The organism is Nannocystis bainbridge, assembly GCF_028368995.1.
GTDB classification, from domain to species: domain Bacteria; phylum Myxococcota_A; class Polyangia; order Nannocystales; family Nannocystaceae; genus Nannocystis; species Nannocystis bainbridge.
In genome coordinates, this window is record NZ_JAQNDL010000001.1 from 4,462,501 (window position 1) to 4,478,947 (window position 16,447).

At 69.6% G+C, this 16,447-nt stretch carries 14 protein-coding genes and 2 rRNA genes (1 of these 16 cut by a window edge); 10 read left to right on the forward strand and 6 right to left on the reverse strand.

Annotation, left to right across the window (positions count from 1 at the left end; translation table 11 throughout):
* From POL25_RS17455 to POL25_RS44390, 3 genes are all read left to right on the forward strand, one after another.
* Positions 1-282: ribosomal RNA gene (locus tag POL25_RS17455) — 23S ribosomal RNA — on the forward strand (it extends 2,661 nt beyond the left edge of the window).
* Positions 283-452: 170 nt separating this feature from the next.
* Positions 453-569: ribosomal RNA gene (rrf, locus tag POL25_RS17460) — 5S ribosomal RNA — on the forward strand.
* A gap of 316 nt (positions 570-885) precedes the next feature.
* Positions 886-2,316: a L,D-transpeptidase gene (locus POL25_RS44390; protein ID WP_272087172.1), complete on the forward strand. Its 1,431-nt coding sequence runs from the start codon at positions 886-888 to the stop codon at positions 2,314-2,316.
* A 33-nt stretch (positions 2,317-2,349) separates the two neighbouring features.
* On the opposite strand, the gene POL25_RS17470 is transcribed toward POL25_RS44390, so the two are convergent.
* A complete protein-coding gene (locus tag POL25_RS17470) occupies positions 2,350-2,856 on the reverse strand; it encodes a hypothetical protein (RefSeq protein WP_272087173.1) in 507 nt (168 codons plus the stop codon).
* A 164-nt stretch (positions 2,857-3,020) separates the two neighbouring features.
* A complete protein-coding gene (locus tag POL25_RS17475) occupies positions 3,021-4,241 on the reverse strand; it encodes an aspartate kinase (protein ID WP_272087174.1) in 1,221 nt (406 codons plus the stop codon).
* Positions 4,242-4,665: 424 nt separating this feature from the next.
* Here POL25_RS17475 and POL25_RS17480 point away from each other — a divergent pair, with 424 nt between their 5' ends.
* From POL25_RS17480 to lpdA, 4 genes are read left to right on the forward strand one after another with little or no spacing between them, the layout of a single operon-like run.
* Positions 4,666-5,625 carry a thiamine pyrophosphate-dependent enzyme gene (locus POL25_RS17480; protein ID WP_272087175.1) on the forward strand — a complete coding sequence of 320 codons (960 nt, stop codon included), beginning with the start codon at positions 4,666-4,668 and terminating at the stop codon, positions 5,623-5,625.
* A complete protein-coding gene (locus POL25_RS17485) occupies positions 5,622-6,587 on the forward strand; it encodes a transketolase C-terminal domain-containing protein (protein WP_272087176.1) in 966 nt (321 codons plus the stop codon). Before POL25_RS17480 ends, POL25_RS17485 begins: the two co-directional genes overlap by 4 nt.
* Positions 6,588-6,606: 19 nt before the next feature.
* On the forward strand, positions 6,607-7,941 hold the full coding sequence (locus tag POL25_RS17490) for a dihydrolipoamide acetyltransferase family protein (RefSeq protein ID WP_272087177.1): 1,335 nt from the start codon (positions 6,607-6,609) through the stop codon (positions 7,939-7,941).
* Between the two features lie 21 nt (positions 7,942-7,962).
* Entirely contained in the window at positions 7,963-9,387 is a 1,425-nt protein-coding gene (gene lpdA / locus POL25_RS17495) for a dihydrolipoyl dehydrogenase (protein WP_272087178.1), read from the forward strand.
* A gap of 334 nt (positions 9,388-9,721) precedes the next feature.
* Here lpdA and POL25_RS17500 read toward each other — a convergent pair whose 3' ends face one another.
* Positions 9,722-10,597 carry a class II glutamine amidotransferase gene (locus POL25_RS17500; protein ID WP_272087179.1) on the reverse strand — a complete coding sequence of 292 codons (876 nt, stop codon included), beginning with the start codon at positions 10,595-10,597 and terminating at the stop codon, positions 9,722-9,724.
* 249 nt (positions 10,598-10,846) lie between these two features.
* On the opposite strand from POL25_RS17500, the gene POL25_RS17505 reads away from it, so the two are divergent.
* Complete coding sequence (locus tag POL25_RS17505; RefSeq protein WP_373372097.1) at positions 10,847-12,670, forward strand: acyl-CoA dehydrogenase; 1,824 nt, start codon at positions 10,847-10,849, stop codon at positions 12,668-12,670.
* 197 nt (positions 12,671-12,867) lie between these two features.
* Entirely contained in the window at positions 12,868-13,620 is a 753-nt protein-coding gene (locus POL25_RS17510) for a hypothetical protein (protein WP_272087181.1), read from the forward strand.
* A 64-nt stretch (positions 13,621-13,684) separates the two neighbouring features.
* Here POL25_RS17510 and POL25_RS17515 read toward each other — a convergent pair whose 3' ends face one another.
* Complete coding sequence (locus POL25_RS17515) at positions 13,685-14,281, reverse strand: hypothetical protein (RefSeq protein ID WP_272087182.1); 597 nt, start codon at positions 14,279-14,281, stop codon at positions 13,685-13,687.
* A 482-nt stretch (positions 14,282-14,763) separates the two neighbouring features.
* A complete protein-coding gene (locus POL25_RS17520; protein WP_267706594.1) occupies positions 14,764-15,204 on the reverse strand; it encodes a Fur family transcriptional regulator in 441 nt (146 codons plus the stop codon).
* Between the two features lie 105 nt (positions 15,205-15,309).
* Between POL25_RS17520 and dcd the strand changes: the two genes are divergently transcribed.
* Positions 15,310-15,876, forward strand: coding sequence for a dCTP deaminase (dcd, locus tag POL25_RS17525; RefSeq protein WP_272087183.1), 567 nt, complete (start codon positions 15,310-15,312; stop codon positions 15,874-15,876).
* A 9-nt stretch (positions 15,877-15,885) separates the two neighbouring features.
* On the opposite strand, the gene POL25_RS17530 is transcribed toward dcd, so the two are convergent.
* A complete protein-coding gene (locus tag POL25_RS17530; protein ID WP_272087184.1) occupies positions 15,886-16,284 on the reverse strand; it encodes a hypothetical protein in 399 nt (132 codons plus the stop codon).
* Positions 16,285-16,447: the final 163 nt, after the last annotated feature.

A 16,447-nucleotide genomic window follows, 5' to 3' on the forward strand; every position in this document is an offset into this window, starting at 1 on the left:
GGTCCCTATCTGCCGTGGGCGCAGGAATCTTGAAGTGGAGCTGTCCCTAGTACGAGAGGACCGGGATGGACAGACCCCTGGTGTTCCGGTTGTTTTGCCAAGAGCATCGCCGGGTAGCCATGTCTGGAACGGATAACCGCTGAAAGCATCTAAGCGGGAAGCCAACCACAAGATGAGGATTCCCTGAAGGTCCGTCGTAGACGACGACGTTAATAGGCCGGGTGTGGAAGCGCGGCGACGCGCGGAGCTAACCGGTACTAATCGACCGTTCGGCTTGACCTTGGGCACCGTCCCGTGTGGCGGTTTGCAGTCCGAGGTTCCGAGCGATACACGCACAACGGCCAAATGGCCCGCTCCGAGATGGAGCCCTGTACACAGCGTACTACGATCTCTTGCGTGGCTGATTCGGTGGCTCTGCCACGACTCTCCTCGCCGCTCGTCGTCAAGTTTTTGCTGGTGGCTATAGCGGAAGGGCCACACCCGATCCCATCCCGAACTCGGTCGTTAAGACTTCCAGCGCCGATGGTACTGCAGGGGCGACCCTGTGGGAGAGTAGGACGCCGCCAGCGCTATGCCCCCTTCGTAAGAAGGGGGCTTTTTTATTTGGGTCTCGCCAGGCCATGGGCGGAAATCTTCCCCTCGTGCCCGGCGTAGGCTATGCACTCCCGCATGCCCGGATTGCCCAGGAAATGGCTCTTGGCACTCGGTCTCGTCGCCTGCGATTCGACTCCGCAGTCCGAATCGCCGGCCGAGCTGCCGAATCCTGTCTTGCCCGAGCGGCGTCCCGAACCCCGGCTCCCCGACCCCGAGCCGGAGGATTCAGCCGAGGCTCCTGGCGACGCCGGGGGTGATGACGGGTCCGCGCCGGACTCGGCCGGGACGACCGTGGCGGAAGTCCCGGTTGCCGCCGAGCCTGCCGTCGACGATGAGATCCGCGCGCCGGAGGGCTACGGGCTGATCCGCCCGCCGCTCGGCGTGCCGGTGCCCGAGTCGCTGAAGCTGCACGCCCTGGCTGGCTACGAGGTGGTCACCGTCTACTCGCGGCCCGACATGACGACCGAGAAGCTCGGCTATCTGCGGATCGGTACGCGCATGATGGCGACCGAGAAGATCGAGCACGAGAGCTGCAAGTCCGGGTTCTACGGGTTGCCGGCTGGCGGCTACGCCTGCGCGAGCAAGGGGCTGCTGGTCGAGGCCGAGCGGCCGCCGCCGATGAAGTACCCGCCGCCGGTGGCGAAACTCGATCAGGGGCATCCCTACGAGTACGGGTTCGTGCGGCGCTGGAACAGCCCCATGTGGTGGCGGATCCCCAGCGACCAGGAGATCTCGGCGATGGAGGCCCAGCGGATCGCGCGGGAGGCCGAGCGCCTGGCGGTGAAGACGCCGCCGACCGAGGCGCCGATCCCCGCCGAGCCGGTCGAGGGGACAGCCCCGCCCGAGCTGCCGAAGCCCGACCCCGTGCTCGTCGACGTGAAGCTGCCGCTGAGCCCGAGCACGCCGTGGCTCGAGCGCGGGTTCTTCCTGTCGCTGGGCGAGAAGGTGGTCGAGCGCGGGCTGACGTTCTACCGCACCGCGCGCGGGGCGTATGTGGCGGCGGGCGACATCTCGCGTTACGACGCGAAGGACTGGGTCGGCGTCGCGCTCGACGAGCAGGGGATCACGTACCCGTTCGGCTACGTCAAGAAGGACACCAAGCTGCTGCAGCTGACCGCGGACGACAAGCTGCGGGCGACGAAGACGGTCGAGCGGCGGACGTTCCTCGACCTGACCGAAGAGACGGAGATCGCGGGCCGCGCTTACATGATCACGGCGGACGGCTTGCTGGTGCGCAAGGACCATCTGATGATCCCGGACCTGCAAGCGCTGCCGAAGGGGCTCGATCCGTGGGAGCGGTGGATCGACGTCAGCGTCTCGCAGCAGATGCTCGTCGCGTACGAGGGGACGCGACCGGTGTACGTGACGCTGGTGTCGAGCGGACGCAAGGGGACGAAGGAAGACCCGTACGAGACGCCGCGCGGGCGCTGGCGGATCTACAGCAAGCACGTGTCGTCGACGATGGACGGAAGCTCGGCCACCGACGGCAACTACTCGATCCAGGATGTCCCCTGGACCATGTTCTTCTCCGGCAGCTACGCGCTCCACGGGGCGTTCTGGCATCGCAGCTTCGGGACCGTGCGCAGCCACGGCTGCGTGAACCTGGGGCCGAGCGACGCGCGGTGGTTGTTCCACTGGACGACGCCGCTGCTGCCCGAGGGCTGGCACGGAGTCAACTCGACCGACGAGAGCCCGGGCAGTACGGTGGTCGTCCGCGATTGAGAGACGGGTGACGGCCCGTCTGCGGGCAGGTCGTCAGGACAACGTGCCGCAGGTGTCGATGGCGATCTGGCCCTGGTCGGTGCAGTAGTAGTTGCTGCCGTCCGGGAGGCAGCAGCCGACGCCGTTGATGGGCGAGGTCTCGTCGCAGTCGTCGCCCTCGGTCGGTAGTGTGTCGGGGCACTCGATCGGATGGTCGCCGTCCGGGTCCGCGTCGATGAAGCCGCACGCGTAGTACTTGTTGTTGGCGTCCCAGCCGCAATTGCCGAAGCCGCTGCCGGTCGTGCTCGCGGTGGTGCCCTCGGTGGTTGAAAGCTCGGTCGTGCTCGTGGTCTCGGGATCGGTCGTCGACGTGGTCGTGGTGGTCGGACTGATCGTCGCTTCGGTGTCGGAGGTCGTACTTCCGTCGGTCGTGGAGGTGTCGGTGGAGGTGCTGCTGGCGGTCGTGCTGGACTCCTCGTCGGAACCGATCTTGTTGGTGTCGACAACGCATCCGGTAACGAGAACGAGGGCGCTGGCGGCGGCGATTAAGGTTTTGAGCATGATGTCTCCGGGGCGAAGGCTGACGCGTTCAGGCAGCAAACATCATTGCAGATCCCTCCTGCGGATGCCGCAAATCAGAGGATGCTGAGCTGGTGGCAATATTCTTCGCCCACGCCAAGGCGAGGCTGCGACCAACTCGCCGCGGTCAGCCGAGGACGCAGGGCTCAGCGCGGGGCGGGCCGGCGAGCGAGGAAGGTCGCGTGCAACGCCTGGACGGCGCGCGCTCGCTGCTCGCAGGCGACGAGGAAGGCGAGGCTGTGCGAGTCGGTGTGAGCCTCGCGGACGGAGATGCCCTCCGCGTGCAGGCTCTCGTATGCGCGCGCCATCGCTTCGGGGTTCTCCTCGAGGCCGGAGCCGATGCAGCTGACCAGCGCGAGGCCTTCGATGCACTCGATGCCGCCGAGGTCGCGGCCGAGTGACCGCGTGAACGCGCCGAGACGCGCGAGCGCCTCGCTGCCGTCGGTGCGCTGGGCCAGCGACAGAAATCCCGTCGCGCCATGCTCGTCGATCCGCAGGTACCTGAGGCCGAGGGGCGCGAACTCGCGAATGACCTCGGGGACATGTCGCGATGAACCTGCGCGAAGAGACAGGCGGATGGTAACGATGGAGCCGTCGGAGGCGACCGCGCGGACGCCGGGTCGCGTGGGCGGGTTCTTCCGGATGATGGTCTCGCCGGTCACGTCGGGGCGGCTGTGGCGGGCGTAGATGGCGATGCCACGCTCCTCCGCGAGCAGGACCGCTTGCGAGTGGAGGACCTTGGCGCCGGCGCGCGCGAGGGCCTGCATCTCGCCGTACGAGAGGCTGTCGAGGCGTTCGGCGTCGGGGACTTCGCGCGGATCGGCGCTGTAGACCCCGTCGACGTCGCTGTAGATCTCGCAGTCGGCGTCGAGGGCCGCGGCGAGCGCGACAGCCGTGGTGTCGGAGCCGCCGCGGCCGAGCGTCGTCACGTCGCGTTTGTAGCTGACGCCCTGGAAGCCGCCGATGATGACGATGTTGCCGGCGGCGAGCTCGTCGAGGACGCGGAAGGGGCGGACCTCGACGATGCGCGCGCGGCCGTGCTGGTGGTCGGTGATGATGCCGCACTGCGAGCCGGTGAGGCTGATCGCCTGACGACCGAGGGCGGTGATCGCCAGCGCGAGCAAGGTCATCGAGCCGCGCTCGCCGGTGCTGAGCAACATGTCGAGCTCGCGCGCCGGCGGCGGATCGATGAGCGCGCGCGCCATGGCCAGGAGCTGGTTGGTGGTCTGGCCCATGGCCGAGACGACGACGACCACGGGCTGCACGGCGGCCCGCTCGACGACCCGGCGCGCGCAATGACGGATCCGCTCGAGGTCGGCGACGCTGCTGCCGCCGAACTTCATGACGACCGGGGCGGGCGAGCTCACGAACCGTGATGTACACCCTCGACGGGCCCAGGCCCAAGTTCCACGGCGGCGCGCGGCGAGGGCGCCGCAGCGGGAGCGGTCTCAAATCGCCGGATCGAGGACGCTGCGATCGATGGGCGGAGGTCGAGCTCGAGAGATGGCTGCTGTTCTTTCGGACATGTCCGATCGAGCAGATAGCTTGGGACGCATGCGTGGCTCTGGGCGGGTGCGCGACGGGCGCGAAGGAGAAATTCCGCCGGGTTGCCGAGCCCGGCAACGTCGTGGCGCGTCGGTGTCGTGATCGCGCTGTGCGTCTCGTTTCGTAGGGACGGGGCGGCGCGCAAGATCACGGAGAGGCGGGGCGATGGCGGCCGGGAACGGGCTTCGGGGGCTGCTGCCGGCCTTGACGTTGGGTTTGGCGCGCAGTTACAACCCCTCGGCGCGCATGGAAGACTGTCCCTGGGATCCCGAAGGAGTGGAGGTCTGCCTCGATCCGGAGGGGCAACTCGTCGACAAGCGGGCGGCACAGGGGCTCGATCTGCGGGCGCTCTACAAGCGATTGGTGGCCGCGCGCTGCCTCGACTTGCGGGTCGAGCGGCTCGGCTTGCCGATGTGGGTGTCGTGCGCGGGCGAAGAGGCGGTCTCGGTGCTCACGGCGACGCTGGCGGGCCAGGAAGACTGGATTTATCCGGGCGTCCGCGACTTCGCGCTGGCGCCGATCCGCGGCCTCGACCTCGATGATTTCGCGCGCCAGATCCTCGGCGTTGCCGGCGACGGCGAGCGCGTTTACAACGGCCGACCCGGGGCGCTCGCCGCGGCCGATCTCGGCATCGCGTACGCCCCGGAGCCGCTCGGGCTGCATCTGCCGCTCGCGGCCGGGCAGGCACACGCGCAGAAGCTTGCCGGAAACGGCCGGGCGACGATCGCCATCTTCGGCGAGGGGCTGACGACGACCGCGTCTTTTCACGAGACGGTGGCGCTCGCGTCGGCCTGCGACCTGCCGCTGGTGCTGGTGTGCAAGAGCCAGCTGTGGCCCGAGGGCGCGCCGGCCGAGGCGGGCCTGCTGGGGGACAGCGTGGCCGAGCGCGTAAAGGCGTGCGGGCTGTGGTCGCGCCGGGTCGACGGCGCCGATGTGGTGGCCGTGCACGCGGCGCTCGACCAGGCGCTGCGGCGGGCTCGTGACGCGCGCGGGCCGGGGCTGGTCGAGGTGGTGGTGACGCAGCTGCACGCGGGAGCGGCGGACGCCGACATCCCGGCGCACCGCGACCCGATCGAGCGGCTGCGGCGGCACCTCGACCGCGAGGGGCAATGGACGCCGACGTTTCAGGACGTGATCGAGGCCGAGGTGCGAGGGCAGCTCGAGCGGGCCTTCACGCACGCGCAAGCCAAGGAGATTGGGCGATGAGCACGCTCGAACGCCTTTCCACGATCGTCGCCGAGCTGCTGCGCGACGATGTCCGCCGGGTGCTGCTCGGCGAGGATGTTCGCCAGGGCGGGATGCTCGGGCTGTCGCGGGCGGCGATGCGCGACCCGGCGCTCGGCTTGCGGGTGTTGGCGACGCCGCTGACGCCGGCGGCCAACCTGGCCCATGCGACAGGTCTGGCGCTGGCCGGGCGGCGACCGATCGTCACGCTCGGCTCGGCGACGGCGCTGCTCGAGGGCTATGCGGCGTTGCGCGAGCTCGGACGGGTCGCCGGGACCTCGGGGGGCGAGCGCAGCGCGCCGGTGCTGATCGTGGCGCCGACAGGGCCGGGATTCGGTCTCGGAGGCGACGGCGCTGCTTCGCCCGAGGGGGCGATCGCCGGCGTGCCAGGGCTGCGCGTGGTGATCCTCGGTGATGCGCGCGAGGCCGGGGCGATGCTGCGGGCGGCGGCCAACTTCGAGGCGGGCGAAGACCCGACGGTGCTGCTGCTGCCGCGCGCGCTGCTGCTGCGCGAGGTCGAGGACGGCGAGGTCGTCGAGACGCTCGGGCGGCCGCTGCACGCCGCGCGATGCGTGCGCGACGGGGCGGCGGCGACGGTGTTGGCGTGGGGCGCGGCGGTCGATGTCGCCTGCGCGGCGGCCGAGCAGTCGGGCCACGACGCGGCGGTCTACGAGCTGGGCGGGCTGGCCCCGCTCGATGTCGAAGAGGTGGTCGCGGCGGCGGCGAAGACCGGGAAGCTGGTGATCGCGCACGCGGGCGGGCTGTCCTTCGGGCCAGGTGCCGAGCTGGCGGCGCTGCTCGCCGACAGGGCGATCCTCCACCTCGACGCGCCGATCGTGCGCGTGGCCGGGCGCGAGGGGCCGCTGGCGCGCGCGGACGAGATGTCGGGCTTGCCGAGCGTGAGCGCGCTCGTCGATGCCATCCACCGAGTCGTGACCTACTGATCAGGAGCCGGAGTCTTCAATGCTCGAGTTCAAGCTGCCGGAGATCGGCGAAGGCGTGGTGGAGGGTGAGATCGTTCGCTGGCTCAAGCAGCCAGGCGAGGCGGTCGAGGCCAACGAGGCGCTCGTCGAGGTGATGACCGACAAGGCGACGATCGAGGTGCCGTCGCCGGTGCCGGCGGTCGTCCGCGAGCTCAAGGCGCAGGTCGGTGACATCTGCGCGGTCGAGCAAGTGATCGCGCTGCTCGATGTCGCAGGCGCTCGCGCGGGGGCTGCGGCTCCGGCAGCGACGGCGGCAGTAGCTGCCGCGCCGGTGGCGGCTGCTCCTTCGGGCATGTCCTCCGGGTCAGTCCTGGCGACGCCGGCGGCGCGCGCCCTGGCCCGCGAGGAGGGCATCGACCTGCGCGGCCTGCCGACCGACGACCGCGGCCGCATCACCAAGCAGGACGTGCTCAAGGCGGCCGAGGCGGCGAAGGTGCCGAGCGCGCCGGTGGCTGCGCCGGCCGCGGCCGTCCCGAGCGGCAAGGCTCCGGCCGCGCCGACCGTCGCGCCTGCCGCGTCCGGCAAGCCGGCGGCGCCTGCCGCTCCGGCGCCAGCAGCGGCCCAGCCGACCGCGCCGGTGCGTGCGCCGCACGCGGCCGAGGCGGCTGCCGACGACGAGGTCATCCCGTTCCGCGGCATGCGGCGGCGGATCGCCGAGGCGATGACGCGCTCGTACACGAGCGCCGTGCACTACACCTACGTCGAGCAGGTCAACGTCACCAAGCTGGTGCGGCTGCGCCAGGAGGCCAAGACGGCGGCGGCGGAGCAGGGGGTCACCCTCACGTTCTTGCCGTTCATCGTCAAGGCGGTGGTGCACGCGCTGAAGAAGTACCCGATCGTGAACGCCGAGCTCGACGAGGCCGGCGGTCGGATCCTGGTGAAGAAGCGCTACAACATCGGCGTGGCGGCGGCGACCGACCAGGGCCTGATGGTGCCGGTGGTGCACGGCGCGGACCGGCTCAGCATCCTCGACATCGGGCGAGAGATCGCGCGGCTCGGCGAGGCGGCCAAGGCCGGCACGGCGCGGCGCGAGGACCTGACCGGCGGCACGTTCACGATCTCGAGCCTCGGCAACATCGGCGGGGTGCTGGCGACGCCGATCATCAACTTCCCCGAGGTCGGCATCCTGGGCGTGCACGCGATCCGCAAGACGCCGATCGTCGACGACCACAACAACATCGTCGTCGGCCACCTGATGAACCTCTCGGTCTCGCTCGACCACCGCGTGGTCGACGGCTTCGAGGGCGCGAACTTCCTGCAAGAGGTCCGGCGCTTCCTCGAGGACCCCAACTTGCTGCTTCTCGCAGGGATCTGACCTCTCGCACAGGAGACAGTCGTGGCCACGATCAAGAAGAAGGCGCTCATCATCGGCGCGGGCACGGGCGGTTACCCGTGCGCGATCCGGCTCGGCCAGCTCGGCGTCGACGCGATGCTCGTCGAGAAGGACAAGCCGGGCGGCGTGTGCCTCAACTGGGGCTGCATCCCGTCCAAGGCGTTGATTTCGGCGACCAAGCTGTTCCACAAGGCGCAGCACGCGACCGAGATGGGGCTGTCGTTTTCGTCGCCGTCTGTCGACATGGTCAAGATGCAGGCGTGGAAGGCCGGCATCGTCAAGAAGCTGACCGGCGGCGTCGGTAGCCTGGTCAAAGGGTCAGGTACGCAGTACGTCACGGCGACGGCCGAGTTCATCGGCCCGAAGCAGGTCCGCCTGCGCTACGCCGACGGCAAGCCGGACGACATTGTCGAGGCCGAGCACGTGGTGCTGGCGACCGGCTCGCTGCCGATCGACATCCCCGGGTTCAAGGTCGACAACAAGCGGGTGCTCGACAGCACCTCGGCGCTCGACCTGGCGAACGTGCCGAAGCGAATGGTGTGCATCGGCGGCGGCATCATCGGCCTCGAGCTGGGGCAGACGTTCCAGCGCCTGGGCACGCAGCTGGTGGTGCTCGAGGGGCTCGGGCGGATCTTGAACGGCGTCGACACCGAGTGCGGCGACGTCGTGGCGCGCCAGATCAAGAAGGACGGCGGGCAGATCTTCGTCAACGCCAAGGCCGTGGGCTGGGAAGAGCGCAACGGCGAGGCGATCGTGAAGGCCGAGATCGACGGCAAGGTGCAAGAGATCGCCACCGACGTGATCCTGGTGGCGGTCGGCCGCCGGCCGGTGACGAAGGGCTTCGGGCTCGAGAAGACCGGGGTGAAGGTCAACGAGCGCGGGTTCGTGCCGGTCGACCAGCGCCAGCAGACCAATGTGCCCGGCTTCTACGCCGTCGGCGACGTGTGCGGTCAGCCGATGCTGGCGCACAAGGCGTCGCACGAGGGCGAGGTCCTGGCCGAGGTCATCGCCGGCAAGAAGACGATCAACGACGCGCGGCAGATCCCCAACGTCGTGTTCACCGAGCCGGAGATCGCGTCGTCGGGCCTGACGAAGGAAGAGGCCGAGGCGCAGGGCCGCCAGGTCAACGTCGGCAAGTTCCCGTTCTCGGTGCTCGGCCGGGCGATGGCGATCGGCGAGACGGCCGGGTTCGTCAAGGTGATCACCGACGCGGCCGACGAGCGCATCCTCGGCGTCCACATCGTCGGTCCGGAGGCGAGTGACCTCATCAGCGAGGCGGGGCTGGCGATCGAGATGGGCGCGTTCGCAGAGGACGTGGCGCTGACGATCCATCCGCACCCGACGCTGAGCGAGGCGCTGATGGAGGCCGCCAAGCACGCGCTCGGCGAGGCGATCCACATCGCAAATCCGCGCAAGAAGGCCCACTGAGCGGTTGTCCCGCAGGGCACGTCCGCTGCGGCGTGTCGTGCGGGATAGGGGTGTTCCCAGTCGAGGATAGAGGCGGTCCCGAACGAGTATGTCCGTTGCGACATGTTGTTCGGGACAGCGCTGTTCCGGGCTGAGCAGGCAGGCTGTACCGGAGGCATGTCCGTTGCGACAGGTTGTTCGGGACAGCGCTGTTCAGGCTGAGGAGGCAGGCTGTCCCGCAGGGCCTGTCCGCTGTGATATGTCGTACGGACGGCGGCGTTTCTGAGAAACTAGTCTGTCCTGAAGGTCAGGTCGCAGAAGATGACCTTCGGGACAGGGGCGTTCAGGGCAAAGATCAGCGCGCGCGGCGGTCGACCGGCTCGGCGGCCTTGAAGCGCTGCAGCTGCATGCGGCCGTCGGCGCCGACCATGTCGCCGAAGCCGAGCGGGGTCCAGGCGTTGTCGCCGTGGAGCGGCTCGCTCGAGAAGATCAGGTGGCTGACGAAGCCGCGTTCGGGCGGGGCTTGCTCGCACTCGGGGCGGAAGAAGGCGCAGGTGTCGCGCTCGGGGCAGCGCTGCTTGTGCGTGCTGAAGTAGAGCTGCTTGCCGCCCTGGTGGCCGAGCATGACGTGGCCGTTGGTGAGCACGAAGGTCAGGTAGGTGTCGCAGGGCGGGCCGTCGTTGTCGGTGTTGCACGGGCCGACGAGCGCCTCGACCTCGGCGAGGGCCTCGCGCGCGGCGCTGGCGACCTCGGCGAGCGGGAAGCCGGGCCGGTGCAGCTCGTGGCGCAGGGCCATCTTGGCGAGGATCAGATAGAACAGGACCTCGCTGTCGGTCTTGCCGAGGATGAAGCGGCGCAGCACCGGCGGGACGCGGGCGACGAGCTGGTCGCGGACGGCGTCGAAGCCGGCGATGTTGCCGTTGTGGGCGAACACCCAGGCGCCGAACTGGAACGGGTGGGTGTTGATGGTCGAGAGGTCGCCCTGGGTGGCCTTGCGGATGTGGGCGAGCACGGTCTCGGAGGTGACGATGCCGGAGAGGTGGCGGAAGAGGTGGTCGCTGACGGCCGCGGAGGCGCTCTTGATGACGTGCGGGGCGTTGGCGACGTAGTAGGCGACGCCCCAGCCGTCAGGGTGGCGACAGCTCTGCTGCATCAAGGCGTTGTCGGCGCTGACGAGGCTCCGGTGGACACCACTCTGCATGACGGAGCGAAAGCCGAAGATCCGACACATGGAAGATGGCCAGGATAGCATGCCAGATGCTCAGGGAGCGCCGCGGCCGCTCCAGCTGCCGCTGTCGCATGACGCTGCCGATTTCGGCAATGGGTCGCCGTGCGCGCACGAGCGCGAGGTGGGACGCGCGGCCGACGAGGTCTGCGTCATTCAGGCCGCGCGTGGCCGGGGAACGGCGTTGACAAGCTGATCGGGATCGGACTACCACGGCTTCGTGCCGGCGCGTGTCCGGCGATCGAGGCCCTCGTGATCACCGCCCAGAATCACTACAAGAGCAACCTGCGCGACATCTTCTTCAATCTGTTCGAGGTCCTGAAGATCCAGGAGGGGGCCCTCGGCAAGGGGGTCTATTCGAGCATGGATGAAGAGACGGTCCGCTCGACGCTCGAGGGCTACGAGGAGTTCTGTCAGAAGGAATTGGCGCCGTCGTGGGCGCTGTCGGATCGGGTCCCGCTCGAGCTCGACAAGGAGACCGGCAACGTCACGCTGCCGCCGCCGGTGGCGCGAGCGATCCGCACGACGCTCGAGCAAGGCTGGCCGCTGCTCAACCTGCCCGAGCACCTCGGAGGCAGCGGCGCGCCGCACTCGGTGGCGTGGAGCGCGTTCGAGCTGACGGCCGGCGCCAACGCGGCGGTGGCGTTCTATCTGCTCGGGCCGCTCATCGCCCATATCATCGACCGCCTCGGCACCGAGGAGCAGCGCCGGCGCTTCGCCAAGCCGATGATCGACGGCCAGTGGGGCGGCTCGATGGTGCTGACGGAGCCCGACGCGGGCTCGGACGTCGGCGCGAGCCGGACCCGGGCGCGCCAGGTCGAGGGCGGGGTGTGGGAGATCGATGGCGTCAAGCGCTTCATCACCAACGGGGACTTCGACGCGGCCGACAATATCGTGCACCTGGTGCTGGCGCGCCCCGAAGGCGCGGGCCCGGGGACGAAGGGGCTGTCGATGTTCATCGTGCCCAAGTTCTGGGTGAACGAGGACGGCAGCCTCGGCGAGCGCAACGGGGTCTACTGCACCAACATCGAGCACAAGATGGGGATCAAGGCCTCGGCGACCTGCGAGATGACGTTCGGCGAGCGTCACCCGGCCCGCGGCTTCCTGGTCGGCGAGGTCCACGACGGCATCCGCCAGATGTTCCACGTCATCGAGCACGCGCGCATGGCCGTCGGCGCCAAGTCGATGGCGACGCTGTCGACGGCGTACCTCAACGCGCTCGAGTACGCGAAGATCCGCGTGCAGGGCTCGGACCTGCTGCGCGCGACCGACAAGACGGCGCCGCGCGTGCGGATCATCGAGCACCCCGACGTGCGCCGGATGCTGATGCTGCAGAAGTCGTTCGCCGAGGGCATGCGCGCGCTGACGCTGTTCACGGCGTCGGTGCAGGACCAGATCGAGCTGACGGGCGGCCACGGGGCGGCGGCCAGCGACGACCTCGACAAGCTGAACGACCTGCTGCTGCCGCTGGTGAAGGGCTACTGCTCGGAGAAGGTGTACGAGCTGCTGGCGGTGTCGCTGCAGACGTACGGCGGCTCGGGCTACTGCCAGGACTACCCGATCGAGCAGTACATCCGCGACCAGAAGATCGACTCGCTGTACGAGGGCACGACGCACATCCAGGCGCTCGACCTGTTCTTCCGCAAGATCGTGCGCGACGGCGGGTCGACGCTGCGCAGCCTGATGGGCCGCATCGAGGCGACGCTCGCCGAGGTCGATGCGAAGGGGCCGCTGGGGGTCGAGCACGCGGCGATGTCGCGGGCGCTGGCCGACCTGCAAGGCATCTACATGACGATGCCGGCGAAGCTGCAGGAGTCGCTGTACCACGTCGGCTTCCAGGGCAACCGGATCCTGTTCGCCACCGCCGAGGTGGTGATCGGCTGGCTGCTGCTGCGCCAGGGCGCGGTGGCGGCCGAGCGGCGCGAGACGGCGACCGACAAGGACCGCGACTTCTATCAGGGCAAGCTGGCGGCGGTCCGGTTCTACGCCCGCAACGTGCTGCCGGGCGTCACGCTGACGCGCAAGTTGATCGAGCAGGGCACGCTCGAGCTGATCGAGGTGCCCGAGGCGGCGTTCTGAGCCGTCGCTCAGACGAGGCGGCCGCGCACGGCGGCCGCGCACGGACCGGCCTCTGCGGGGCGACGCAGGGCCGGTCTTTCTCGTGTCCGCGGCCCCGCGACCGCAGGTCGCAGCGGGGGCGCTCACGATCGCCGCTCGCCCGCCGGCTCGCGGAGGGACGCGCGCGTGCGGAGGAAATTGCTACTCTCCGCGCGACCATGACTCACCGCGCTTCGCTCGTCCTCTCGCTCCTCGTGTTCGCCTGTCAAAATCCCGCGGGGCCGCCGGCGGCCAAGACGGGGCCGGAGGTCAAGGCGACCGAGCCGCCGGCGAAGAGCGACCCGCACGCGGTGAACCCCCACGCCGCCGATCCGCACGCGGGCAACCCCCACGCGGCCGGGCCGCACGGGGCGGAGCCGGCGGCGGAGACGTCGCGGCCGGCGCGTGAGCCGGTCAATCCGCACGAGGTGACGCCGAGCGGCAAGACGCGCGAAGAGGTGGTGCCCGGGCTCAACTACAAGGTGCCGGAGGAGTGGACGCGCAAGCCGGGCTCGTCGGCGATGCGCCTGGCCGAGTTCGTGCTGCCGGGGCCGGGCGGCGACGCGGAGCTGGCGGTGTACCGCTTCGCCGGCGGTGGCGGCGACGCGAAGTCGAACGTGCACCGCTGGCGCACGCAGTTCGCCAAGTCGGACGGGTCGCCGCTCGGCGACAGCGACGGCGAGGTGCAGGAGGTGACCCGCGAGGCGCTGAAGCTGACGCTGGTCGACCTGAAGGGGACGTACATCGCCCAGGTGACGCCGGGGGCGTCGGAGCGCTACGCCGACCCGAACTACCGCATGCTGGCGGTGATCGTCGAGGGCGCGGGCGACCCGTACTTCTTCAAGGCGGTCGGGCCGGAGACGACGCTGAACGTGTGGAAGCCGACCTTCACGTCGTTCGCCGACGCGATCGAGGTCATCACGGCGAAGTGAGCTGTCCTTCGGGACAGGAGATCATGAGGACATGTCGTGAAGGACATGTCCTCGGGTGCAGGCTTCAGGCCTGGGCCCACAGGGCGGTGAAGGCGGCGACCTCGGCGTCGAGCAGGATGTCGAGGTCGGGGCCGTCGTGCATGCAGAGCAGGCGCTTGCGGCGGACGTCGAGGACGGCGATCGCGGCGTCGCGCGGGGTCTGCTCGCCGAGGACGCGGGCCATCAGTCGGGCGGCGATGTCCGAGAGGGTGTGCGGCAGCGGGTCCTCTTTGAAGTAGAGCTTGATGACGTGCGGGCGCCCTTCGATCTCGAGGCCGAGCTCGGGGTTGACGCTGATCGGGAGGCCCTGAAGGCTGCCGATCTGCCAGCCGGGCTCGAACCACTCGATGCGCCGCTGACCCCACCAGCCGAGATACGCCTCGGCGATGTTGTCGAAGCGACCGCCAGCGTTGGCCCGGGTGAGGTGGTCACGCAGCTCCCACTTGGTGGTGGAGGCGGCGTGGGTGCGGATGATGGCCTCGCGCACGGGCCGGTAGAGGTCGCCGGTGGCGGTGTAGGGGCCGCGGTGCTTGATGTCGCGCACCTTGGCCAGCTTGCCGGTCATGCTGGGCCGGCCGACGAAATCGACGAAGTCGGTCAACGAGATGCGAGTCGAGTCCATACGCTCCCTCAGTCGAAGAAGAACGTAGGCGATGGCTTTGATCCGCTGCGGATCAAGCCTGCGAGGCCGTGGAACGGCGAATTCAGGGCGTCTGCGCGATCACCCGGGCGCTGATCCGGATCAGATCAGGGGGCCGTGAATAGCGCGGCCCAAAAAATGCGCGGTGAACGGTGAGCGCGGCGAAGGTGCGAAGGCGACGACGCGGGCAGGCGAGCGGCCGCGAGGCCCGTCCTACCGAGGTCGCGGCGGCGCATCCTCTTCAGCGGTCGTAGAGGTGGCTGCGAGCGAGCGGCGCGCCGAGGAGTCGCCCTCGGGCGCGAGGCAGGTCGCCGGCGTTGCTGTCATCCTCGCGGGGCGGCGGTCGCTGACGCCGTCGCGTGGGTGCTGGCTTGGCTGTCATCCGCGAGGCGCGTGGCATGCGAGGTCGTCGATTCGACGTCCTCAAGCGCTACCGGTGCGAGGTAGCGATGCGCTCGAGGGGCTCAGGCGCAGCGGGCACACTGGCCCTTGATGAGGATCTCGGAGATGTTGCCGACGACCGACTTGTTCGAGCCCGGGGCGGGGGTGAGCTTGACGCGCACGGTCGAGAGGCAGGTGACCTCGCCGCACTGGGTGCAGACGAAGTGCGGGTGCTCGGGGTGATGGGCCTCGCGGGCGCGCAGCTCGAAGCGCCAGACGTTGTCGCCGAGGTTGATGCGGTTGAGCAGGCCGGCGCGGGTGAGGTCGATGAGGTTGCGGTAGAGGGTGGCGGCGTCGAAGCCGTGGTGGGCGAGGGCCTCGACGAGCTCGCCGTGGCTGGAGGGGGTGCCGGTGCCGTGGAGGTGCTCGAGGACGGCGATCCGGGGGCCGGTGACGCGGAGGCCGGCCTCGCGAATGGCGTCGCGCAGGAGGTCGAGCGAGGCGCGGGCTTTGGGGCGCGGCATGCTGCAAGAGGATAGCACCGGCGGCCCAACCGCAGCAGCAGCCCGGGGCGGGCTCACGCGGGCCGGCCGCAGCGGAGGTCGTGGCTGTGGTATGCGGGGCTCGCCATGACGATCAAGTCTGACCGCTGGATCCGCCAGATGTCGCAGGAGCACCGGATGATCGAGCCGTTCGAGCCGTACCAGGTGCGCGAGACGGACGGTCGGCGGGTGGTGTCGTTCGGCACTTCGAGCTACGGCTACGATGTCCGCTGCGCGCCCGAGTTCAAGATCTTCACGAACATCAACTCGGCGGTGGTCGACCCGAAGGACTTCCAGCGGAACAGCTTCGTCGACTTCACGGGCGACATGTGCATCATCCCGCCCAACTCGTTCGCGCTGGCCCGCACGGTCGAGTACTTCCGGATCCCCCGCGACGTGCTCGTGATCTGCCTCGGCAAGTCGACGTACGCGCGCTGCGGGATCATCGTCAACGTGACGCCGCTCGAGCCCGAGTGGGAGGGCCACGTGACGCTCGAGTTCTCCAACACGACGCCGCTGCCGGCCCGGATCTACGCCCACGAAGGGGTGGCGCAGATGCTGTTCTTCCAGTCCGACGAGGCGTGCGAGACGTCGTATGCGGATCGCGGCGGGAAGTATCAGGGCCAGCGCGGGGTGACGCTGCCGCAGGCGTGAAGGGCCGGCTCAGACGGGCGTCTTCGGGCTCGACGGCGCGACGGGAGCGCTCGGGGCCTCGCTCGGGGACGTCGGCGGGCGGTTCGAGGTGGTGCCGGGCGAGGCGGGTTTGCCCATGAGGCAACCACCGCCCGCGAGGGCGCCGAACGCGAGCGCGGCGGCGGTGGCGAGGCGCGGCAGGAGGCCGACCCGGTCCTTGAAGACGATGTCGCCCCGGGCGTCGTGGACGTAGCGAACGCAGGGCTGGTCGCCGGCGGCGAGCAAGGCCTCGGCCTCTCCCTCGCTCATGGTCGAGAGGTCGGTGACATCCTTGCGGCACAGGCGACAGAACCGCGCGCGGCCGTCACCGTCCATCCGCTCCCAATCCGCGCTGCAGGGTTCGACGATCCGGAGGCTGTCGCTTCGCATGCAGGGGCCGAACGCGCGCGACGTGGGTCCGCTTTCAGGCCGGTGAGTGCGCGGAGTCCTGGTGGCGTCCCGGCCGAGGCTCGTTGCCGCGCTCACGGGCGCAGGCCGCATCCGAAGATGGGGGCGAACCGCGGCTCGGGTGAAGACATGTCTTCGAGGACAT

What these genes read in the sequence shown, in the direction of transcription:
- POL25_RS17470 (WP_272087173.1), bottom strand. Translation starts at nt 2,856, where the DNA reads ATGCTCAAAACCTTAATCGCCGCCGCCAGCGCCCTCGTTCTCGTTACC.
- POL25_RS17480 (WP_272087175.1), top strand. Translation starts at nt 4,666, where the DNA reads ATGGAAGACTGTCCCTGGGATCCCGAAGGAGTGGAGGTCTGCCTCGAT.
- POL25_RS17485 (WP_272087176.1), top strand. Translation starts at nt 5,622, where the DNA reads ATGAGCACGCTCGAACGCCTTTCCACGATCGTCGCCGAGCTGCTGCGC.
- POL25_RS17490 (WP_272087177.1), top strand. Translation starts at nt 6,607, where the DNA reads ATGCTCGAGTTCAAGCTGCCGGAGATCGGCGAAGGCGTGGTGGAGGGT.
- POL25_RS17500 (WP_272087179.1), bottom strand. Translation starts at nt 10,597, where the DNA reads ATGTGTCGGATCTTCGGCTTTCGCTCCGTCATGCAGAGTGGTGTCCAC.
- POL25_RS17510 (WP_272087181.1), top strand. Translation starts at nt 12,868, where the DNA reads ATGACTCACCGCGCTTCGCTCGTCCTCTCGCTCCTCGTGTTCGCCTGT.
- POL25_RS17515 (WP_272087182.1), bottom strand. Translation starts at nt 14,281, where the DNA reads ATGGACTCGACTCGCATCTCGTTGACCGACTTCGTCGATTTCGTCGGC.
- POL25_RS17520 (WP_267706594.1), bottom strand. Translation starts at nt 15,204, where the DNA reads ATGCCGCGCCCCAAAGCCCGCGCCTCGCTCGACCTCCTGCGCGACGCC.
- dcd (WP_272087183.1), top strand. Translation starts at nt 15,310, where the DNA reads ATGACGATCAAGTCTGACCGCTGGATCCGCCAGATGTCGCAGGAGCAC.
- POL25_RS17530 (WP_272087184.1), bottom strand. Translation starts at nt 16,284, where the DNA reads ATGCGAAGCGACAGCCTCCGGATCGTCGAACCCTGCAGCGCGGATTGG.